The sequence below is a fragment of the Arthrobacter sp. UYNi723 genome, assembly GCF_054057635.1.
In genome coordinates this window covers 1-15,710 of record NZ_JBSRZM010000047.1, presented here as the reverse complement: position 1 = coordinate 15,710, position 15,710 = coordinate 1, and the positions used below count along the sequence as shown (strand labels likewise).

The 15,710-nt window shown below is 61.3% G+C and carries 16 protein-coding genes; 7 read left to right on the top strand and 9 right to left on the bottom strand.

Annotated elements, in window-relative coordinates:
- Positions 1 to 565: 565 nt before the first annotated feature.
- Entirely contained in the window at positions 566 to 868 is a 303-nt protein-coding gene (locus ACVWY0_RS21415) for a DUF4193 domain-containing protein (protein WP_485838482.1), read from the top strand.
- Positions 869 to 1,049: 181 nt separating this feature from the next.
- Here the strand turns inward: ACVWY0_RS21415 and ACVWY0_RS21410 are convergent, their stop codons facing one another.
- Both ACVWY0_RS21410 and ACVWY0_RS21405 read right to left on the bottom strand, forming a co-directional pair.
- A complete protein-coding gene (locus ACVWY0_RS21410; protein WP_485838481.1) occupies positions 1,050 to 1,376 on the bottom strand; it encodes a hypothetical protein in 327 nt (108 codons plus the stop codon).
- Positions 1,377 to 1,557: 181 nt separating this feature from the next.
- The gene (locus tag ACVWY0_RS21405) at positions 1,558 to 2,301 is read right to left on the bottom strand and encodes a hypothetical protein (protein ID WP_485838480.1); all 744 of its coding nucleotides are present in this window, start codon (positions 2,299 to 2,301) and stop codon (positions 1,558 to 1,560) included.
- Positions 2,302 to 2,362: 61 nt separating this feature from the next.
- Between ACVWY0_RS21405 and ACVWY0_RS21400 the strand changes: the two genes are divergently transcribed.
- On the top strand, positions 2,363 to 3,010 hold the full coding sequence (locus ACVWY0_RS21400) for a plasmid pRiA4b ORF-3 family protein (protein ID WP_485838479.1): 648 nt from the start codon (positions 2,363 to 2,365) through the stop codon (positions 3,008 to 3,010).
- A gap of 389 nt (positions 3,011 to 3,399) precedes the next feature.
- Here ACVWY0_RS21400 and ACVWY0_RS21395 read toward each other — a convergent pair whose 3' ends face one another.
- From ACVWY0_RS21395 to ACVWY0_RS21380, 4 genes are all read right to left on the bottom strand, one after another.
- Positions 3,400 to 4,563, bottom strand: a complete 1,164-nt coding sequence (locus ACVWY0_RS21395) for a hypothetical protein (protein ID WP_485838478.1) — start codon at positions 4,561 to 4,563, stop codon at positions 3,400 to 3,402.
- 239 nt (positions 4,564 to 4,802) lie between these two features.
- Positions 4,803 to 5,426: a DinB family protein gene (locus ACVWY0_RS21390; protein WP_485838477.1), complete on the bottom strand. Its 624-nt coding sequence runs from the start codon at positions 5,424 to 5,426 to the stop codon at positions 4,803 to 4,805.
- A 151-nt stretch (positions 5,427 to 5,577) separates the two neighbouring features.
- Positions 5,578 to 6,234 (bottom strand): hypothetical protein, encoded by a 657-nt coding sequence (locus ACVWY0_RS21385; protein ID WP_485838476.1) that lies wholly within the window; start codon positions 6,232 to 6,234, stop codon positions 5,578 to 5,580.
- A 592-nt stretch (positions 6,235 to 6,826) separates the two neighbouring features.
- The gene (locus ACVWY0_RS21380; protein WP_252599847.1) at positions 6,827 to 7,141 is read right to left on the bottom strand and encodes a COG4315 family predicted lipoprotein; all 315 of its coding nucleotides are present in this window, start codon (positions 7,139 to 7,141) and stop codon (positions 6,827 to 6,829) included.
- 965 nt (positions 7,142 to 8,106) lie between these two features.
- On the opposite strand from ACVWY0_RS21380, the gene ACVWY0_RS21375 reads away from it, so the two are divergent.
- The 4 genes from ACVWY0_RS21375 to ACVWY0_RS21360 all read left to right on the top strand — a co-directional run bounded on the left by ACVWY0_RS21375 (position 8,107) and on the right by ACVWY0_RS21360 (position 10,938).
- On the top strand, positions 8,107 to 8,232 hold the full coding sequence (locus tag ACVWY0_RS21375) for a PxKF domain-containing protein (RefSeq protein ID WP_485838475.1): 126 nt from the start codon (positions 8,107 to 8,109) through the stop codon (positions 8,230 to 8,232).
- Between the two features lie 15 nt (positions 8,233 to 8,247).
- Positions 8,248 to 8,652 carry a hypothetical protein gene (locus ACVWY0_RS21370; RefSeq protein ID WP_485838474.1) on the top strand — a complete coding sequence of 135 codons (405 nt, stop codon included), beginning with the start codon at positions 8,248 to 8,250 and terminating at the stop codon, positions 8,650 to 8,652.
- 402 nt (positions 8,653 to 9,054) lie between these two features.
- Complete coding sequence (locus tag ACVWY0_RS21365) at positions 9,055 to 10,437, top strand: hypothetical protein (RefSeq protein ID WP_485838473.1); 1,383 nt, start codon at positions 9,055 to 9,057, stop codon at positions 10,435 to 10,437.
- 99 nt (positions 10,438 to 10,536) lie between these two features.
- The gene (locus ACVWY0_RS21360) at positions 10,537 to 10,938 is read left to right on the top strand and encodes a DUF7793 family protein (RefSeq protein ID WP_485838472.1); all 402 of its coding nucleotides are present in this window, start codon (positions 10,537 to 10,539) and stop codon (positions 10,936 to 10,938) included.
- A 147-nt stretch (positions 10,939 to 11,085) separates the two neighbouring features.
- Here the strand turns inward: ACVWY0_RS21360 and ACVWY0_RS21355 are convergent, their stop codons facing one another.
- From ACVWY0_RS21355 to ACVWY0_RS21345, 3 genes are all read right to left on the bottom strand, one after another.
- Positions 11,086 to 11,901 (bottom strand): NAD(P)H-binding protein, encoded by an 816-nt coding sequence (locus ACVWY0_RS21355; RefSeq protein WP_485838471.1) that lies wholly within the window; start codon positions 11,899 to 11,901, stop codon positions 11,086 to 11,088.
- 380 nt (positions 11,902 to 12,281) lie between these two features.
- Positions 12,282 to 13,727, bottom strand: a complete 1,446-nt coding sequence (locus tag ACVWY0_RS21350; RefSeq protein WP_485838470.1) for an ApeA N-terminal domain 1-containing protein — start codon at positions 13,725 to 13,727, stop codon at positions 12,282 to 12,284.
- 177 nt (positions 13,728 to 13,904) lie between these two features.
- Positions 13,905 to 14,516, bottom strand: a complete 612-nt coding sequence (locus ACVWY0_RS21345; protein WP_485838469.1) for a pentapeptide repeat-containing protein — start codon at positions 14,514 to 14,516, stop codon at positions 13,905 to 13,907.
- 440 nt (positions 14,517 to 14,956) lie between these two features.
- Between ACVWY0_RS21345 and ACVWY0_RS21340 the strand changes: the two genes are divergently transcribed.
- A complete protein-coding gene (locus ACVWY0_RS21340; RefSeq protein WP_485838468.1) occupies positions 14,957 to 15,349 on the top strand; it encodes a hypothetical protein in 393 nt (130 codons plus the stop codon).
- Positions 15,350 to 15,710: the final 361 nt, after the last annotated feature.

Below are 15,710 nucleotides of genomic sequence, written 5' to 3'. Positions count from 1 at the left end.
CCATCACCCGCCATCAATGGCACGGCGAATGGAACTACACCCTCAAACCCGAAGCATCAGAATAGCCGCGTGTTGAATACTGGCAGGCCCTAAGGGGCGGCCTTCTACGACTGGCGAAGCAATGCTCCCGGTCGCTGAGCGGAATAAGGTCTCTGAGGACCACCAGACTGGACAAGTCTGTCTACTAAGTCAGAGACTACACAGCAGCCGCCGAAATACGAAGCATCGCCGGCGACGTGCCTGGCGGATCGCCGGGCCTTCGCCCGGCAGCGGGTACTGAGTCTGGAAGGGCAGTCGCCTGAAAGCTCGCCCGAGCAGCCCGTTTCGAGCTCCAGCTAGACGTATATGCCGACTATCGGCAGTCATCGCCCGTGGGAGCGGCACGATCTGAGCGGCATATGGCTCTGGCTTTGGATAACGCGGGGAATGCGCCGGCGTGGTTGGCGTTAGAGCCCGGCCATGACGTCCTCCGGTCTTTTGACATGGGAACAACGGCTCGTTGGTGTACGTTTCAGTCTCGTCAGTAAGAAGATCGTAGATACGTCAGAAATGAGAAGTACCTAAAGTGGCAACCGATTACGACGAGGTGCGTTCCGACGTCAAGGAATCTCAGGACCGTTCCCTGGAGGCGTTGCAGTCTGCGAATGCCCCGGACGCCCGCAGCGTCGTCAATGAACTGGACGAAACCGATGCGCTTGATGAGGGACTGACCCCCGGGGGAGAGATCGTCGCCGAGGAGCTCATCGTTCAGGTCATTCCCCAGGCCGCGGACGAGTTCACCTGTAATTCCTGCTTCCTCGTCCGGCACCGGTCTCAACTCGCACGTGAAAGCAACGGCCACTCTTACTGCATCGAGTGCGAAGGTTAGTAAATTCCTTCGCCAGGACGCAGGATCCGCGAGCAGGCCAATCAGCGTGACGTATTCTCCGCTATCCGCGTTTGCAGAATCCCCGGAAAGCATGGGAGGAGGCATCTCGGGGCGACCGTTTTGGCGACTCAAGCGGGGGGCCTGCGCGTGTTCCACCCTGTAGAGGGATTGCTGTTGCGGGTCAGGCCGCCTGTGTAGCCATCGCTGCCAGGGGCAAAGCATTGTCCGGGGCGAGGATGCTCAGCCTGTACTCGGACTGGAGCGGATCGACATGGGGAGGCAGATGGTGGGACCGCGAGCAGGCCCGGAGTTCTTCCAACGCGTCGGGCTCGATCCGGGCCCGGGTCATATCGAGCTCAAGGGCCATGCGCGTAGTGAGCGAGTTCGCGCGCTTCATCACGCCATACAGGCCGTGGATGCTCTTGGACGTCACATGGCCCTGCGCGGAAACCTGGGCCGTTGCACAGTCCAGGTCCACCCGGACCAGCACTCGAAGCTTGTCTGTCACGAAAATTTCTCCGCTCTAAGTCGGGGGCCACGACGCTGTGGCGCCCCGAACAACCATAGGCGAAATGTGATCCATGCAACACACCTGCCGGTGTTGGGTTTGGCGCCCGGCCCGGGACCCGGGACAGCCGTTTCCCAGCGAATCTCAAGGTTCACGAAGGCATAATGGAACGAAGCTCCGGTCAACCGCTATTTGACCGGAGCTTCGCCACTTGGGGGTGTCCGGGTTGCACCTGGTCTGTCGTTGGCCACGACACTCCGGAGGGTGGCGGGACCGCGGACGTATCGTCCACGATGGAGTAGACGGTCACGGACCTGTCTGTGATGTTGTCGATGTTTTCCAGCGTGATATTAATGGCGGTCGAGCGGTGTTTGAGCTGCTGCACCAGCTCGCGTTGGGGCCAGGTGATCTCTGCCATGAACGAGCGGAAGACTTTGCCGCTCGCCCGGGTGTACGCGGTGATCGTTTTGTGGTCCCTGGTGCGCATGCCGAAGGACAGTTCCACGTCAACGTCCCCGAGTGGGTCGATCTGCGGGTCCAGGTAGCTTCCGAAAATCCTGAGCCGATCCACGAAGAGCGGTTTAGTGGCGTCCGTGTTGTATTCGCGGGCACGGTCCAGCATCCCGGCGACCAGCCGTTCGGCCGTTTTCCGTCTGATTGGCTTCCCAAAGCCGGCCATGGCCAGGGCATTTCCGAGGGTTGTCGCCTCCCACCACACGTACCTGTCATCGCCGAGTTCAGCCCTGACCAGGTAACCGGCTTCCTCCATGCGCTCAAAGGCGGCCTCGGCGGCCTCAATGCCGCTCCTGCTGAGCAGGCTGTCGGCGACGTCTTGGGCGAACGTGCCGCCGCGGAACAAACGGACCAGGCTCCGTGCCGCCGGTGCCGGCAGGCCGGCTATGGTGTCGGTCTTGGCTACCCTCATGAGAAAAGCCTAAGCGCCTCACGAAGACACAGCTTGGCGGCGGTTCTGGAACCATGGTGGCGTGAAGAAGCTTAGAGATGGTATGACGGCCAACCCGGGGGAGTGGGTCCTTGATGTTCGCGTGGGACTTGTCGACAGCGTGCCGGAGATCTGGCGTCAGCTGGAGCTCCAAGCCTCACTGACGCTGGGACAGGTTCACCGCATACTGCAGGTGGCGTTTGGATGGGAAAATGCGCACCTGCACCGGTTCACGGACAGTGATCCCTTCGCGCGGCTGCGGCCGATCGACGGCGAAATTCCGGACCCTGTGCAGTGGCTCCCGTCAGAGTGGTGCGAAGAGCCGACGGACCTTTCCGAAGAATACTGCTCCCTGGACCAGCTGCTGGTCAGGGGTTCAGGTGCGGCGTTCTATGAGTACGACTTCGGCGACAGCTGGCTACACCGCATAGAACTGATATCCCGCCAGTCGGCGGATGAAGCAACCCCACCGGCCCGGCTGACCGACGGCGCCCGACGCGGCCCGCTGGAAGACTCCGGCGGCCTCCCCAGATACGAAAGCATCCTGGACGCCCTCGCCGACCCTATCCATCCTGACCACACAGAATACTCGGAATGGGTCACCGCAGTGACAGATTCTGACGAACCGTTCGACCCAGACTGTCTGGAAATCGCCGAGGTGAACCGGATGCTCGCCAGCCGCGGGATCTGATGCTTCCTAAGGCCTGGTTGCAGCTCCTCCCGTCCAGCTCAAATTATCCAGACACTGTCTGGACAATTGCTTGAGCACCAAGCCACCAAGCCAAGCAAATTATGGTGCGTTGGCCCAGATGCGATTCACCGGGCAGCGCTTCGCACACTGGTTCCCGGCCTAACACGATTCAACTATGCGCTGAATTTCGGGGACCCTATGTCAGATTTGCATCTAAGACTGTTCGGTCGGAGAGTACAGAAATCGGCTCTTCGACCTTATTCTGACGATGTTTGTGACTTTCGGCGATAAATGGCGGCATTTTTACGGCGCTATTTGGCGTCTGGTACAGCCGCAAGGGATCGGCTTATGAGACTAGGCAGTCGGTTACAAAGCGCTGCAAAACGAAGCTAGTAGTCCATGTTGTCGACGATGGCCTGGCGGTGCTCGAAGTAGCTCACGAGTTCGCCGAATTCCTCCCTTTCCCGAGCTTCTTCTACCAGTGCTCGAAAGTCAGGATCGAATCGGACATCGAGACCCGACGCGATCCACTGCATGGCTTCAGCCAGTTCGGTGTGTATCCAGGCATCGAGTTCGTCGAACAGGCGAAAAACCTCTTCGATCGTGGATTCAGTCGCTGGCAGAAACGAAAATCGGGGGCTGTCCTTGACCTTTGTGAGGCCGACTGGAACCGCTCCGATGCCGGGTGCCTGAAGATAGATCGTAGCGGCATGCCCCTTTTCGAAGCCGCCGTGTGAGTACGGGTTGCGCCATCGCTCCACGACCGCGGTGAGCTGGCGGCGGTATTGATGGGCACCATGCGCCTTGTGAAGTACTCGGTCGAACTTTTCGCCCCAGCGTGACCCGATGAAAGAAGTTAGGTTGTCCGAGCCGGGATCAAAGTCAGAGAATGCCATTGCCAGCACGAGATCGTGTTCCAGTCTGCTGAGGTATGCCGTTATGGCGGCGATCATGTCGTGAAAGGCGTTTAGCTGCATCAGCACTTTTCCGCTTTGGAAAGTGGATGTGCGTGCGAGTCCTTTAGGAAGTTCGTCCACGCCGTACTCTTTGTACTCATCTTCAATCAGAGTCGGGTCAAGCGCACGGGAGCGGAAGTATGCATAGGCCCTGTCGAGAGCGAAGTGCTGATTCACTACCGTGGCGTGGCCGAGCCCGAGCATCTCTGGGGCCACAGCCAGGAGGACTTTTTCGACAGCTCGCGTCGCTGAACGAAGCTGTGTCTGGATTTCGGTAAGCAGCCCTTTGCTCGCGTTTTCGGTTAGATCGGCCGGAAGATACAGACGCAGGCCGAACTTCTCGTGCGCGAGCGTTGCACCAACACCCTTGTATGTGAACGTGGCCCACCACTCGACCTTTTCGCCCGGGCCACCGGTCTTAAGACCAGCGAGCCGCAGAGAGTATGCCAGGAGGCGCGGTACCGGGAAATCATGGAAATTCAGAGTGTGCCGCTTGGCAGAGGAGGAGTCGCCGGGTTTGCGGAGACCGAAGTCTCGTAGCGGTCCGCGTTTCAGGTGCTCACCGGTTTCCGCTTCATTTGGGAGTGAAAAGGCCATAGCGACAGCATGCCAGCTATAGCAAGGTGGTCAGCCGGTCGCCTGCGCTCCGCAGGTTCCACCCGCTGGACTCACTTGCTGCGTGCGTGGCGCCAAGATGTCGCAGTAAGGGATCCCTCAGCGGGACAGTCGGTTCTAACGCCACCGCTATTGGACAAGAACAGATCCTGATCGCGCCGCCATCAGAGTGTGAAAACTGTTCCAGTGTCCGAGTTTCACGCGGTTGGCGGGCAACGCCTCTATCGGTGCTGGTGAGAGTCGGTTGCGCGCGGTTGGGCCTGGCCCCCGTAACCGCGCGCAACCGACTCTAGGTGATCGCAGTACTCGTGCCACCACGCCGGGTCCACGGCTGCCATATTGTCGTTGCCGTCCCGGTGTCCGACGCTGCCGTCGGCAAACTCACGCACGATGTCTGCATGACCCGCATGCCGATGCGTTTCGGCAGTCACGTGGACCAATATGCGGGCGAGGCTGACCGGGTTGCTCGCCTCGCGCCACCACGGCACGTAGCCGGATGCATCAAGCGGCAGCAGGGAAATTGTTGCGTCGGCATGTGCCCACACCCTTTGATATAGGCCGACGATCGCGTCGCGGGACTCCTCAGACCGCGCCCACATGTCCTCATTCGGCTCGGCATTGGGCGAAAGCCATTTTAATTCCTCTGCGAAGGGTCGGTTGAAGACTACGCCGAAGTACTCGGCTTCGACCCCGGCTAGGTGCTTGACCAGCCCGAGAAGGTTCGTGCCGGTCGGCGTCAAGGGGCGGCGCAGATCGTACTCAGACAGGCCCTCAAGCTTCCACACAATCGCATCACGGCCATCCTGCAAATATCGGCGCAACTCCGCCTTGGCAACATCACTCATGTGTGTCAGCTTGTAGCGGTTGACGGCCGATGGCAAGCCAACATGAACCCGGTGTCAGGAAGGGAACGTCTACCGACACGTTCATCGGACTATACGGGTCGACGCGTGCGGCAGAAGCTGCCGTTCGAGGACAACTAGTGTGGAGACCCGGTCACCGTCGCTCGACCGTCAGGCGCGGGGCCTCTGCCGGCTGGGCGGGGGACTTCCAGATCAGCCATCCCCACCACAGTTGAACCGCTCCAAACAGCGCCCCGGAGAGCACCCCGGCGACGGGAATGAAAGGTCCGCCCAGAGCCAGGTACGCCGGGCCGCTGACAGCCAGCAGCACTCCGGCCGCGCGAGGAAATACTGCCGCACGCGCGGCGGCCACTCCAATGACTGCCAGGCCGAGCACCCACCCGAGCACTAGCAGCCCGGCCCCAATAGCCAGCCACGACGTGAACATCGGCCCGTTGAGCTCCAACAACTGTGGGTCTCTGTCCGCCAACACAGGAAAAACCAACGCTTCGAAGAAGCCAATGGCGGAACCGCCTATTGCGCCCGCGAAGGAGAACACTAATCCCACATGCCCTAACCGGCGTAGCTGGCCGTTGTGAACGGCGACGAGGCCGGCAGCACCGATGAACGCCAATGCAAACACAAAGATGCTGGCGACATGGATGGGCTGCCACACCTCAGTGTCCCGTACAACCTCATCAACGGGACGGTCAAAGATACTTGGGTGCAAAGGCACGAGAGCTGCGGTGACTGCACCACTCACCGCAAGGGAGATAGCGGAAACGCGGACAGACACCTGCACTACGGCCACTCCCACAGTCTACTGCGCTACCCCATCGCGGCAATGCCGCCTGACCGCGCCGCGCACCCACTCACACTGTGCGACACATGCCTGCCTGCAATGAGGCGCTGGGCAGGGGGCGGTGCCCCAGCGGGCAGTACGTGTCCCATAGTTGCCGACGGAGTCAGAGAAGGAACGTCCAGCGGGACAGATTCGCTGCAGCGTGGGTCGTCCCGCATGAGGATCGGTCTACGGTGCGCCTCAGTCAGACGCCAGCGGCTCTGTCCATTCATTTGCTGGCAGCCTTTCTCGCAGCAATGCGGATTGACCTGATCCAAGAATCATCTCGGTGTCGAGATGGGCTGGGTCGACTTGTCTGATGAGCTCGCGACAGCGTCAGCAGGGAGGTAAAACGCAGCGCAAGCCGTCACCGTCTCGCCAAACGGCGACGATCTTTGGCGACCTGGTACTCGCCGCTGTGAGCTGGCCAAGTCTCACCCGCACCTCAACATCCCTGGTGGCTGCACCATCGAGTTTCACGAGGCGCGCCAGTCCCCGGATGGTGAGCCCACGCCACGTAGCTGCAGGATGCGCCGCCGATTCGGCTCCGCCTGCACTGCAGCTACGGGGCTCGGATCCCGTCCGGATCTACGACCCACCAGAGCCCCCCGTGGGTCGAGACGTTGTGGCACTTCACCTCGCCAGGCCCCTCGTGCGCGTAGAAGTAGAGCGGATGCCCGTTGTAGGTGACCTGGGTCGTGCCGTCCCGCCGCTTCGTCGTCCCCAGCAGCGCTGAGTCGACCTCGCCGCTAGCGGTCGGCGCTCCGTCGGTCAGCACGGGTGGCCACGCTTCAGCGCAGTCGTCGTAACACTCCGGCCTGATGCTCTCCTCACTCTCCCAGATATAGATGGCCTGCTTTTTGGCATCGAAGAGCATCTGGCCGAAGTCGCTCGCGGCTGTGGTGATCGTGGTGCCCGGCTCTCGCGCGCTGGATGGCTGACTCGGCGGGGGTTGCGGGCTCTCCGGTGTCGTAGTGCTCGCCCTCGGAGGCGGGGTAAAGTCCGGGGCCTCGCTCGAGGTGCTGCTTGCGCAAGACGACGCGACGAGTGCGAGGACCACCGCAGCCGCCGCTCGCAGTCCGGGTCTGGACACGCTGTGCTCCTATCGGCAGGAGCGGGCGCCCCCGGCCAGGTCTTCGGGGTTGGTGATGATCAGACAGTGGGGCAGTTCGGTTCCCATCATCTCAGCCTTTGTCGAAAATCGGCGGGCGGAAGGCGGCGAGTCCGGTGGCGGGGGACTGCCACCCGACTCGCCTGGGTCAGTGAGCGGCTGTGGCCGTCAGGGTGCGGGGCGACGGCGCCCGGCAAGCAGGACGGTGCCGAGCAGCAGGTTCAGGACGACGAGGCCGAAAATCGCGCCGTACAAGGGGTCGCTTCAGAAAAAGGAAAAAATCGTACGCTAAGGCCGCGTGGAGAAAAGTAACGGCTGGACCGCAGCTTGTCGATGGAAGCGGGCCAAAGTCCGCCCGTAGGGGGAACGCTGATCGGACACTGCTCTCGTGTTTGATCGACGCGTCGCCGTAATCGATATAGCCTGTCAGCAACCCCGGAGCAGCGTGGCCCGGGACGGGCAATGGCCAGCCGGCTCCGGAGCGGCGGTTGTTGCCACAACGTTGGGGGCTCAATGACAATTCAACATCTCACCGAGACTGGCGGGCCGCTTCCGGACCGCACGATCCTGCTCCAGAGAACCAGGGCACCCCGGATCCAGGCCGTGCCGGATCACATAGTTGCTGAGAGTCACTCAGGCTTTTCCGTCGCCCGCGTGGGTGTGGGAATATACCGGATCATCCTGCCGACCAACGCCCGGATCACAAAGGACGACTGCGTCCGCACCTGTGCGTGCCTTCCGGAACGTACAACTACGTGTGGAAGACTGAATCCAGCTGGGCCGGAACCTGCAGGACTTTCGACATGATCCTGGACGACGGCTCATCTCATCAGGCCATGTTCAGGTTCGTCCGCTGACGGGTAGGGGATCCAATGAGCCAGGAACACGCTACCGGCCGCCGGCTGGGGTGGCCGGAAGCGCTACTTTGGGCACTGCTGGTCATCGCTTCTATCGTCCTCATGGGCATCGGCCTGGAGAGAGCCATATTCTTCGGCTTCAGATGGGAGCCTGAATTCATTGAGGATGCACGCGTTGGCGGGCTATTCATCCTCGCAGGAAGCATAGCTTCGCTGGGCGCGGCCATCTGGTCAGCATTGCGGGGGGATCCCCGCTGGATAACCGCATTCGTGGCTGCGCCTGCAGTCCTGGTAGGCGGGGCGACCCTGATTGATCCCTTCAGTCTGCTCAGACACCTCGCAGCTGCGGTGGCCTTCCCCTTCGCCTTAGCAGGGATCTATGCGGGGCTGCCAGCGCGGAAATCCAAAAAGGCTAAGTAGCCGGTCCAGTCCGTCCAGTCTCGGGCCTACGCATGGGAGATGGTGACTCATCCTTGCCTGGAAGCCGCTCGTGCGCGCCCGGGTTACACAGAAACGGGACCACCTTCTTGAAACGAACCCTCTCCGCCCTGGCCATCGCCGCAACCCTGACCGGGCTCGGCGCCGGGGTCGCCCACGCCGATGAGACCTACCCTGCACCCGTCCCGCCGTCAACGCTCTCCGCAGGCACCGTCGAGGCCGGTAACACCGTAACGTTCTCTGGCAGCGGCTTCACGCCGGGAGAGCAGATCATCATCATCGCCGACGTAAGCTCCGGTGCTGGATCCGGAACCGCCGGTGCAGCAAGCCGCAGCGTCGTCTTCCGGGTACCCACGGCCCCACTGTCAATCACCACCCAGGCGGATGCCGCCGGCAAGTTCTACCGAAGAAAACAGCATCCTCGCCCTAACGGCCCAGAAGCTCGTCACGGACGCGGACCTCCCCGGCGAAATCACCTTGACGGAAATCGGCGACACCGCCAAGTTCACCGTCAAGGATGGACCCATCGAGCACAGCGTCCACATCGGATCGACCATGCTGTCCTTCTCAGCTGAGGGGGCAGACGATGACTATGACTACACCCGCGGGACATGGCTGTACCGGTCTGGCTACGGCGTGTTCGGCGGATCGGTGCTCGAAGCTGACCGGGCCCGGGATCTCCGCAGCCATTTCGCCACCCACAGGGAATTCGCTATCCTCATGGACGTCATGGCCGATTCATCCTTCCGGGAACACGACGAATACTTCGGTGAGCTGGACCGCGAGGGCCGGACGGCAGCCCTCGAAACGGACGACACCGAGAACCTGCTGGACCTCTCCGGCGACGAGCCGGTCCTGAAGACAGACGACGGCCAGAAAGCCCTGCTCCGTCCATGGTCAATGGCTTCTTGGACCACATGGCCACCCGGACCGGGCACACCGACAGGGACTCGTTCGTGGCGGACCTGCGCAGCGTCTTTCAGGAGACGGACCGCCGTCTCGCAAACTGACCACTTCGGAGGCTCCGCTGCACGCCGGCGAGGCCTTTGTTGTTCCCAGCCGACGCACTGGACGAATAGCCGCACAGAGGGCATGACCGTCATCCCCATAAACCGCAAGCCCAAAGGCATCCCCGTCCGCGGCCAGTTCGCTGCCACCGCGCACGGCGAGGCCTCAGTCTCCCTGGCTCCTGTATCGACCGGGCGCCGTTCCGCGCCGGCGGCCAGTATCCGCCACGTTCCCGAGTCGCTGCGGATGGCCCATTTCCAGGACCCGCAGCTGGTTCCCGAGCTTGAGTGGACCGTTGAACGGAGCCTGCGCGGCGACAATACCGACGCTGACTACTGCTCGGAATCCTTCAGTGACCACGTTCCTCACCTGCAGGTCGAGGAGGCCTACAGCTACTTCAACAAGGCACGGAACGAAGCCCTCGACGGCGGGGACTGGCGGGCCACCATCGCCGAGGCAGCCGCAGCCGACACCGCCCGCCACCCCGGGGGATCGCTCAAGGTGGGCTACCGACCGTCGCTGGCCACACACCAGGCCGGCCACGAGCAGGGCACGTTGACCACGGGTGAGAAGTACACCGGATACCGGGACGCCTCAGAGATCTGCAAGGACATCCGAGCCGAGCTGAAGGCCGCCACTGAGGCGAACTATCTGCCGGCCGGCCTGAAGTATTCGGTCACCAACGACAAGTACGCCGGGAACGGCAATGGCAAGCCGGCTCCGGAGCGGCGGTTGTTGCCACAACAATGGGGGCAATGACAATTCAACATCTCACCGAGAATGGCAGGCCCCTTCCGGACCCCTCGATCCTGCTCCAGACCACCGGGGACACCCCGGATCCAGGCCGCGCCGGATCCCATGTCTACCGAGAGCCACTCAGGCTTTCCCGTTGCCCGCGTGAGTGTGGGAATAAGCCGGATCATCCTGCCGCCCAACGCCCGGATCACAAAGGACGACTGCGTCAGCACCTGCGCAGAACTGCTGACGCTCACCGGCGGAAAACCCGGAGGAGCGCTTCTGCAGATCACCGGCGTCGGCTCCTTCAGCCCGGAAGCGATCAGCGCTTTCGCTGAGGCAGCCGCCGTCACAGCGTTCGCCGTCCTGGGCAAAACACAGGTTGACCGCGTCATCGCCCACAGACTTCTTCGACTGGGCCCGCCCAGGTGCCCCGCCAAATACTTCACGGACGAAGACGAGGCCATCAGCTGGCTCCGAATCATCGGATCATCCACGGCTTTTTCCGTCTTCGGCCCGTCTTGAAAATGATCGATTGATGAGACAGGTTGGCCGCTCTCCCGCGGGCTTCAGGATGTCATTTTCCGGAGTCGGCTGCACGGAATGTCCAAAGTCGCCTGCACGGCAATTGCGTGTCCGCAAGGGGAACCCTCTACGGGCACTCCCTACTGGTCAGGCGGTCGCGGCGGCCGCGGCAATGTGGAGTGCGTTTAGGGGTTCCCGTCCAAGGATGTCGGTGACGTCGGTGCCTGTTTCCTCAAGGAATCCGTGGCTTGCGGCGGAATGTATGGAGAGCAGCATAGGGGGCTGGAAGGGCAGCATTGCTGCAGAGTCCAGGACCTGCCGCAGTTCGTTGAGCTTGCCCGGTCGGTATTTCGCCCCCAATGTGTCAGCTATGTTCTGCCCCGTGATGACGGTGTTCCCGACGAGATTGTAGGTTTTGCCTTGGTGTATTTCGGGGTTCCGGGCGATGATTGCCGCTGTTTCTGCGAGATCCTGACGGGCGACGGCGGCGATGCCGCCCTGCCCGAACGGGGCAGAAATGACTCCTTCATGGGGAGTCAGGAGAAGGCCGATCAGCTCCGCGTAGAGACCGTTCCGCAGAATCGTCCACTGCGCCGTTCCGCTTCGAAGGCGGCGTTCTGTCCAGCGATGGGCCAACCCGAATCCCAGATGATCGCCGGCCTCGGCGAGGCTCGTGTACACGATGTGCCTGACCCCGTCGCGTTCGGCCGCCGTGATGGCGTTGTTGTGCCGGGTGATGACGACATCGTCTTCTTCAGTTCCGGCGGACACCATTACCAGTGTCTCCACGCCCTCGAAGGAGATCGTTTCAGGGACGTCGAAGTCCATGGCCCGAAGCTGGCCACTGCTGCTGGGATTACGGGTTGCTCCGGTTGCAGCCGCTCCAGCCTGCGTGAGGTGTTGAAGGATGGCTTTGGCGAGGTGGCCGGAGGCCCCGGTAACGAGAATCATGGGCATGCTCATTTCACTGGTACTTTTCGGTAACTAGACTCATCTTCGGTAACCGAACGAGGACCCACAAGGAGGCACGTTGGTGTTAGGCAGTCACATGGAAGTAACCCCTGTCCTGGAACCTTGCGGCGAATCCGGGCATCCTGACTGCGGGATCCGTGACGTCCTGGATCGGATCGGGGATAAATGGTCGGTGCTGGTCATCGGCCCGTCGCGAGCATCGGAACCTTATCCGGCGCTACGGGCTCAGGTGCGCTGGCCGGGCCTTGAGGTGGAATGAAGTGCCAGCTCCTTTGCCTTGTAAGCCATGGGATACGAGGCAGATCGGTTGCGGGACACCCAGGTGGCTCGCAAATCGGTCTCCCAGCAGTCATGTCAACTCGCGCGAGAGATCATAGCGTGACCCCATTGGGCAGAGGACGCGACTCGGACTCGGGCGCAGCCTTCCATTGGCCATCATCGAGGATACGAAGCTCGTAGTTCCTGAAATTTTCGTGGATGCGCCACAGGCTCTCCTCCTCACGGAAGTTTTTGAGCAATGCACCTGAAGGATCGAGGATGTCGAGCACCATCAATCGGACTACCTGCCGCAGCACGATGCTTATAAGGTGCGTCTTGTCGTTGTCAGGGAACTCTCCTCTATCGAAGTGCTTGATCGAGTTATAAGTGTTCGCAGCCGCCCGCGCCAAGCCGACGATGCTCTCTATCCGGTCGCCCCAGTCGACCTCGAGTGAATGCAGACACCGGTATACGTAAGTCGCAGTCGTCGGCTTGCCGCCCTTGGTGTACGTGACCTTTTCGCCCTCCCGCACACCGATGAGGTGTCCGCCAGCCTCCAGGGACATAGAGAGGGAGACGACCAGATCCTCCACGAACACGCCACCCCTCCCGAGAACCCCGACGGTGGGGAGGATGAAGCGCTTCCATGTCTCGTATTCCTCAGCCCATCGAGTGAGACCATCTGAGCCGAGCTGCCCGAGGTAGACGAGCGGCTGCTGCAAGTCAGCTTTCGTGGGGCGCTTCTCTGCATACTCGCGTACCGTTCTGCGGCTGATGAGTTCCACGAAGGGGTGGTGAATCAACTTGTTGCCGTAACGAACAGCGAAGGTCCCATCCCTGACGCGGTGCTTTCGAAAATGGATCGCTCCGTCAAATACAAGGACGAGGAGATGCACGACCTTCCGCTGCTCCACCAGGTGATCGGAGAACTGTGCAGGTTCCGCGAACTTACTGTCGAGCACGACCCATTCGTAGATGCCTAGACTGGGGTCGTCAGGGGTCTCGGGGTTGGCTGTGCGCCAGTCTGTCTGCAGCGTCATCGTCGCGTCACCCTGAGACCATTTGACCGAGGCGAGGCTTGCGACCTCCACAACAAGCTTCTTCACCAAGCCGTTGTCATCGGTTTTGCTGTCGTGGTTGATGGCGGTGAAGCCGCTCCACTCTTTCAGCCCGTCAATGTGGCTTCGCACCTCCGAAACAAGGAGCGGTGTCGAAAGGTCCGTCTCGCGTCGTGCAAGGACAATTTCTGTCGGTCGCAGCTTTCCGAGCGATACACCACGCCCGCTCTTCGCCGAGTGTCCGAGCCACTGAACCTCGAACAGCGATACGTCGCCCTCAGCGGTCTTCAGCAGCATGTTCTCGGGAGGTGTGCGAGTGGAGAACCACGCCTGCACAGGCTCGAACTGTCCTGTCGCATCTTGTTGGATATATGGAACCTCTATGACGGCACCGCTCGGCTCCTCCATCCGCAAGGTGCTTCCTACGTAGGGCGTCTCCGTGACCCCATCAACTAATAAGCCCGCAAGGGACGTTCCGAAGGGGAGTTTCTCTACAGCCATGGCATCAGCTTAGGCATAGCCGCTGGCCCCGCATTTCCTGTGCCCACTCATGAATTTCAGGTTGGATTGCAGCTGGACGAGATGAGGTGCGGTCTTGGCGTCGTGATAGCGAATTATTTGGCGTTGGTCAGCCGGTACGAGACATTTTCCGCGTTCGAGCCTGCTGGGTTTTGGCTCTCACCTGAACCTTTTCCCGTCTGGCGGCCTCCAGGGTGAGGACAATGGTGGTTGGAATCCGCTCGGCCACTTTGTGGATGCGTCGTAGTGGACCTCTAAGAGAGTTGTCTTATCGAGGTATGTCAGGGACAGATCTGCCCCGACAAGGTTCGCGCCAGCGAGGTCGGCACCCTCGAGTCCTGCTAGCTGGAAGGACGCGCCAGACAGGTCCGCCATCGTCAAGTAAGCGCCATCGAGGGTTGCCCCGTCAAAGCGTGTGCCTTTGCACACCGATCCGACCAATGAGGCTCCCGATAGCTTGGCGTTCCGCAGGTCTGATCCCGTAAAATTCACGTCCGATAATTGGGATTTATTCGCTTCCATGCCGTTCATATTGGCGCTGGAGAGGTCGGAAGCTGACAACCATGCCTCATTGAGGTTGGCGCCCTCAAAGGACGCCCCTCTGAGCCTCAGGCCCTGAAGCATCTGCCCTTCTAGGTCCAAGGCCTCAAACGGCCTATCGACTGATTCAGGACCTGATCGGGAACGAACGAAGCGGACGTTTTCAACGTTCGGTAGCCTTCCGTACTTGAAGGTCGGCCGCGGCGCGTTCACGATCTGCTCTATTGTCATTGATTGCCTTCTGCTCCATCGTGATGACTTGTCCTGAGACCAGACCCGCTAGAATGCCAACGACCATCGAGCCCAGAAGCGCTTGCATAAGAAATGCTCGGAAGCCATTGGGAAACCAGCGTTTTATTGAAGCGTCATGACCTGAAGGCATTTCGGGCTGCGCCGCGATAGGGGCAGGACTGATGCGATCTCTTTGAGATTGGCCGGGGACCGTCATCCCATAACGATAGGTATGTTCTGACGAGGGGTCACTAGTTTCCGATCGAGGCATGCTCCAGCACCCTCGCACTACACTCCAGATCGTCTCTTGACCCTTGGGATGCAAGGCAACCACGAGACAGAAAGGTCGCTCAGCAATCTCGCGGCCGCTGCTGTCCCGCAACCATGTATTGCAAGTCATTCTTGAGACAACTGCAAGTCCGGAGAAGGTGCGCACCGCGTTGATCGATTTCTCTGAACGCCGCCCCCAGCTGTGGCCGGGCATCGAACCTTCGCTGTATCAGGTCTACTCGGTCGGCGAGACCACCGCGGACGTGCGCGAGGGCAGCAAGGGCCCGGGCACGAAGCTCTGGGCGCGCGAGCACTACGAGTGGTCCGACCCGCACACCGTGCGCTGGACGGTCCAGGAGAGCAACTTCTCAACGCCGGGCAGCTACGTGGCGGCCACCGTCCGGCCGGGTCGCGACGGTGGCAGCGTCGTCCACGTCACCTGGGACCGCACCGGCAGCACTGTGGTGGGGCGGCTGATCTGCAGAATGATCCGGAAGTCCAAGGGCAAGCCGGTCGCCGCATCATTCAAGCGGGGTCTGGCAGTGCTGGAGAGCGGCGACTAGGAGCTCACCGGATGGACGGTGAGGGATTCTCATGCGGAACCACCCTGGCTGCAGCGAACCTGTCCCGCTCAACGCGTTCCTCTTGCGGGCCATCAATCGGTGGTGTCGACGCGTCGGTGGCGTGGTAGTTCGGATGCTGAGCCGGGCCGTCATGTCGAGTTTCACCTCGCCGTACGGGAGCACGTGCTGCCAGAACAGCGGGGTGAGACCGCGTCGGTCTTCGGGTGCCAGTTGGTAGGTCCAGTCGTCTTCGGTGAGGACAACTTGTGTTACTCGTCGCGTTATTTGCCGATGTCGGCGTCGGTTTCGGTGACAACGGGCCGGGCATGGAAATGCCCCGCCGGAGGGTTTCGGCGGGGCA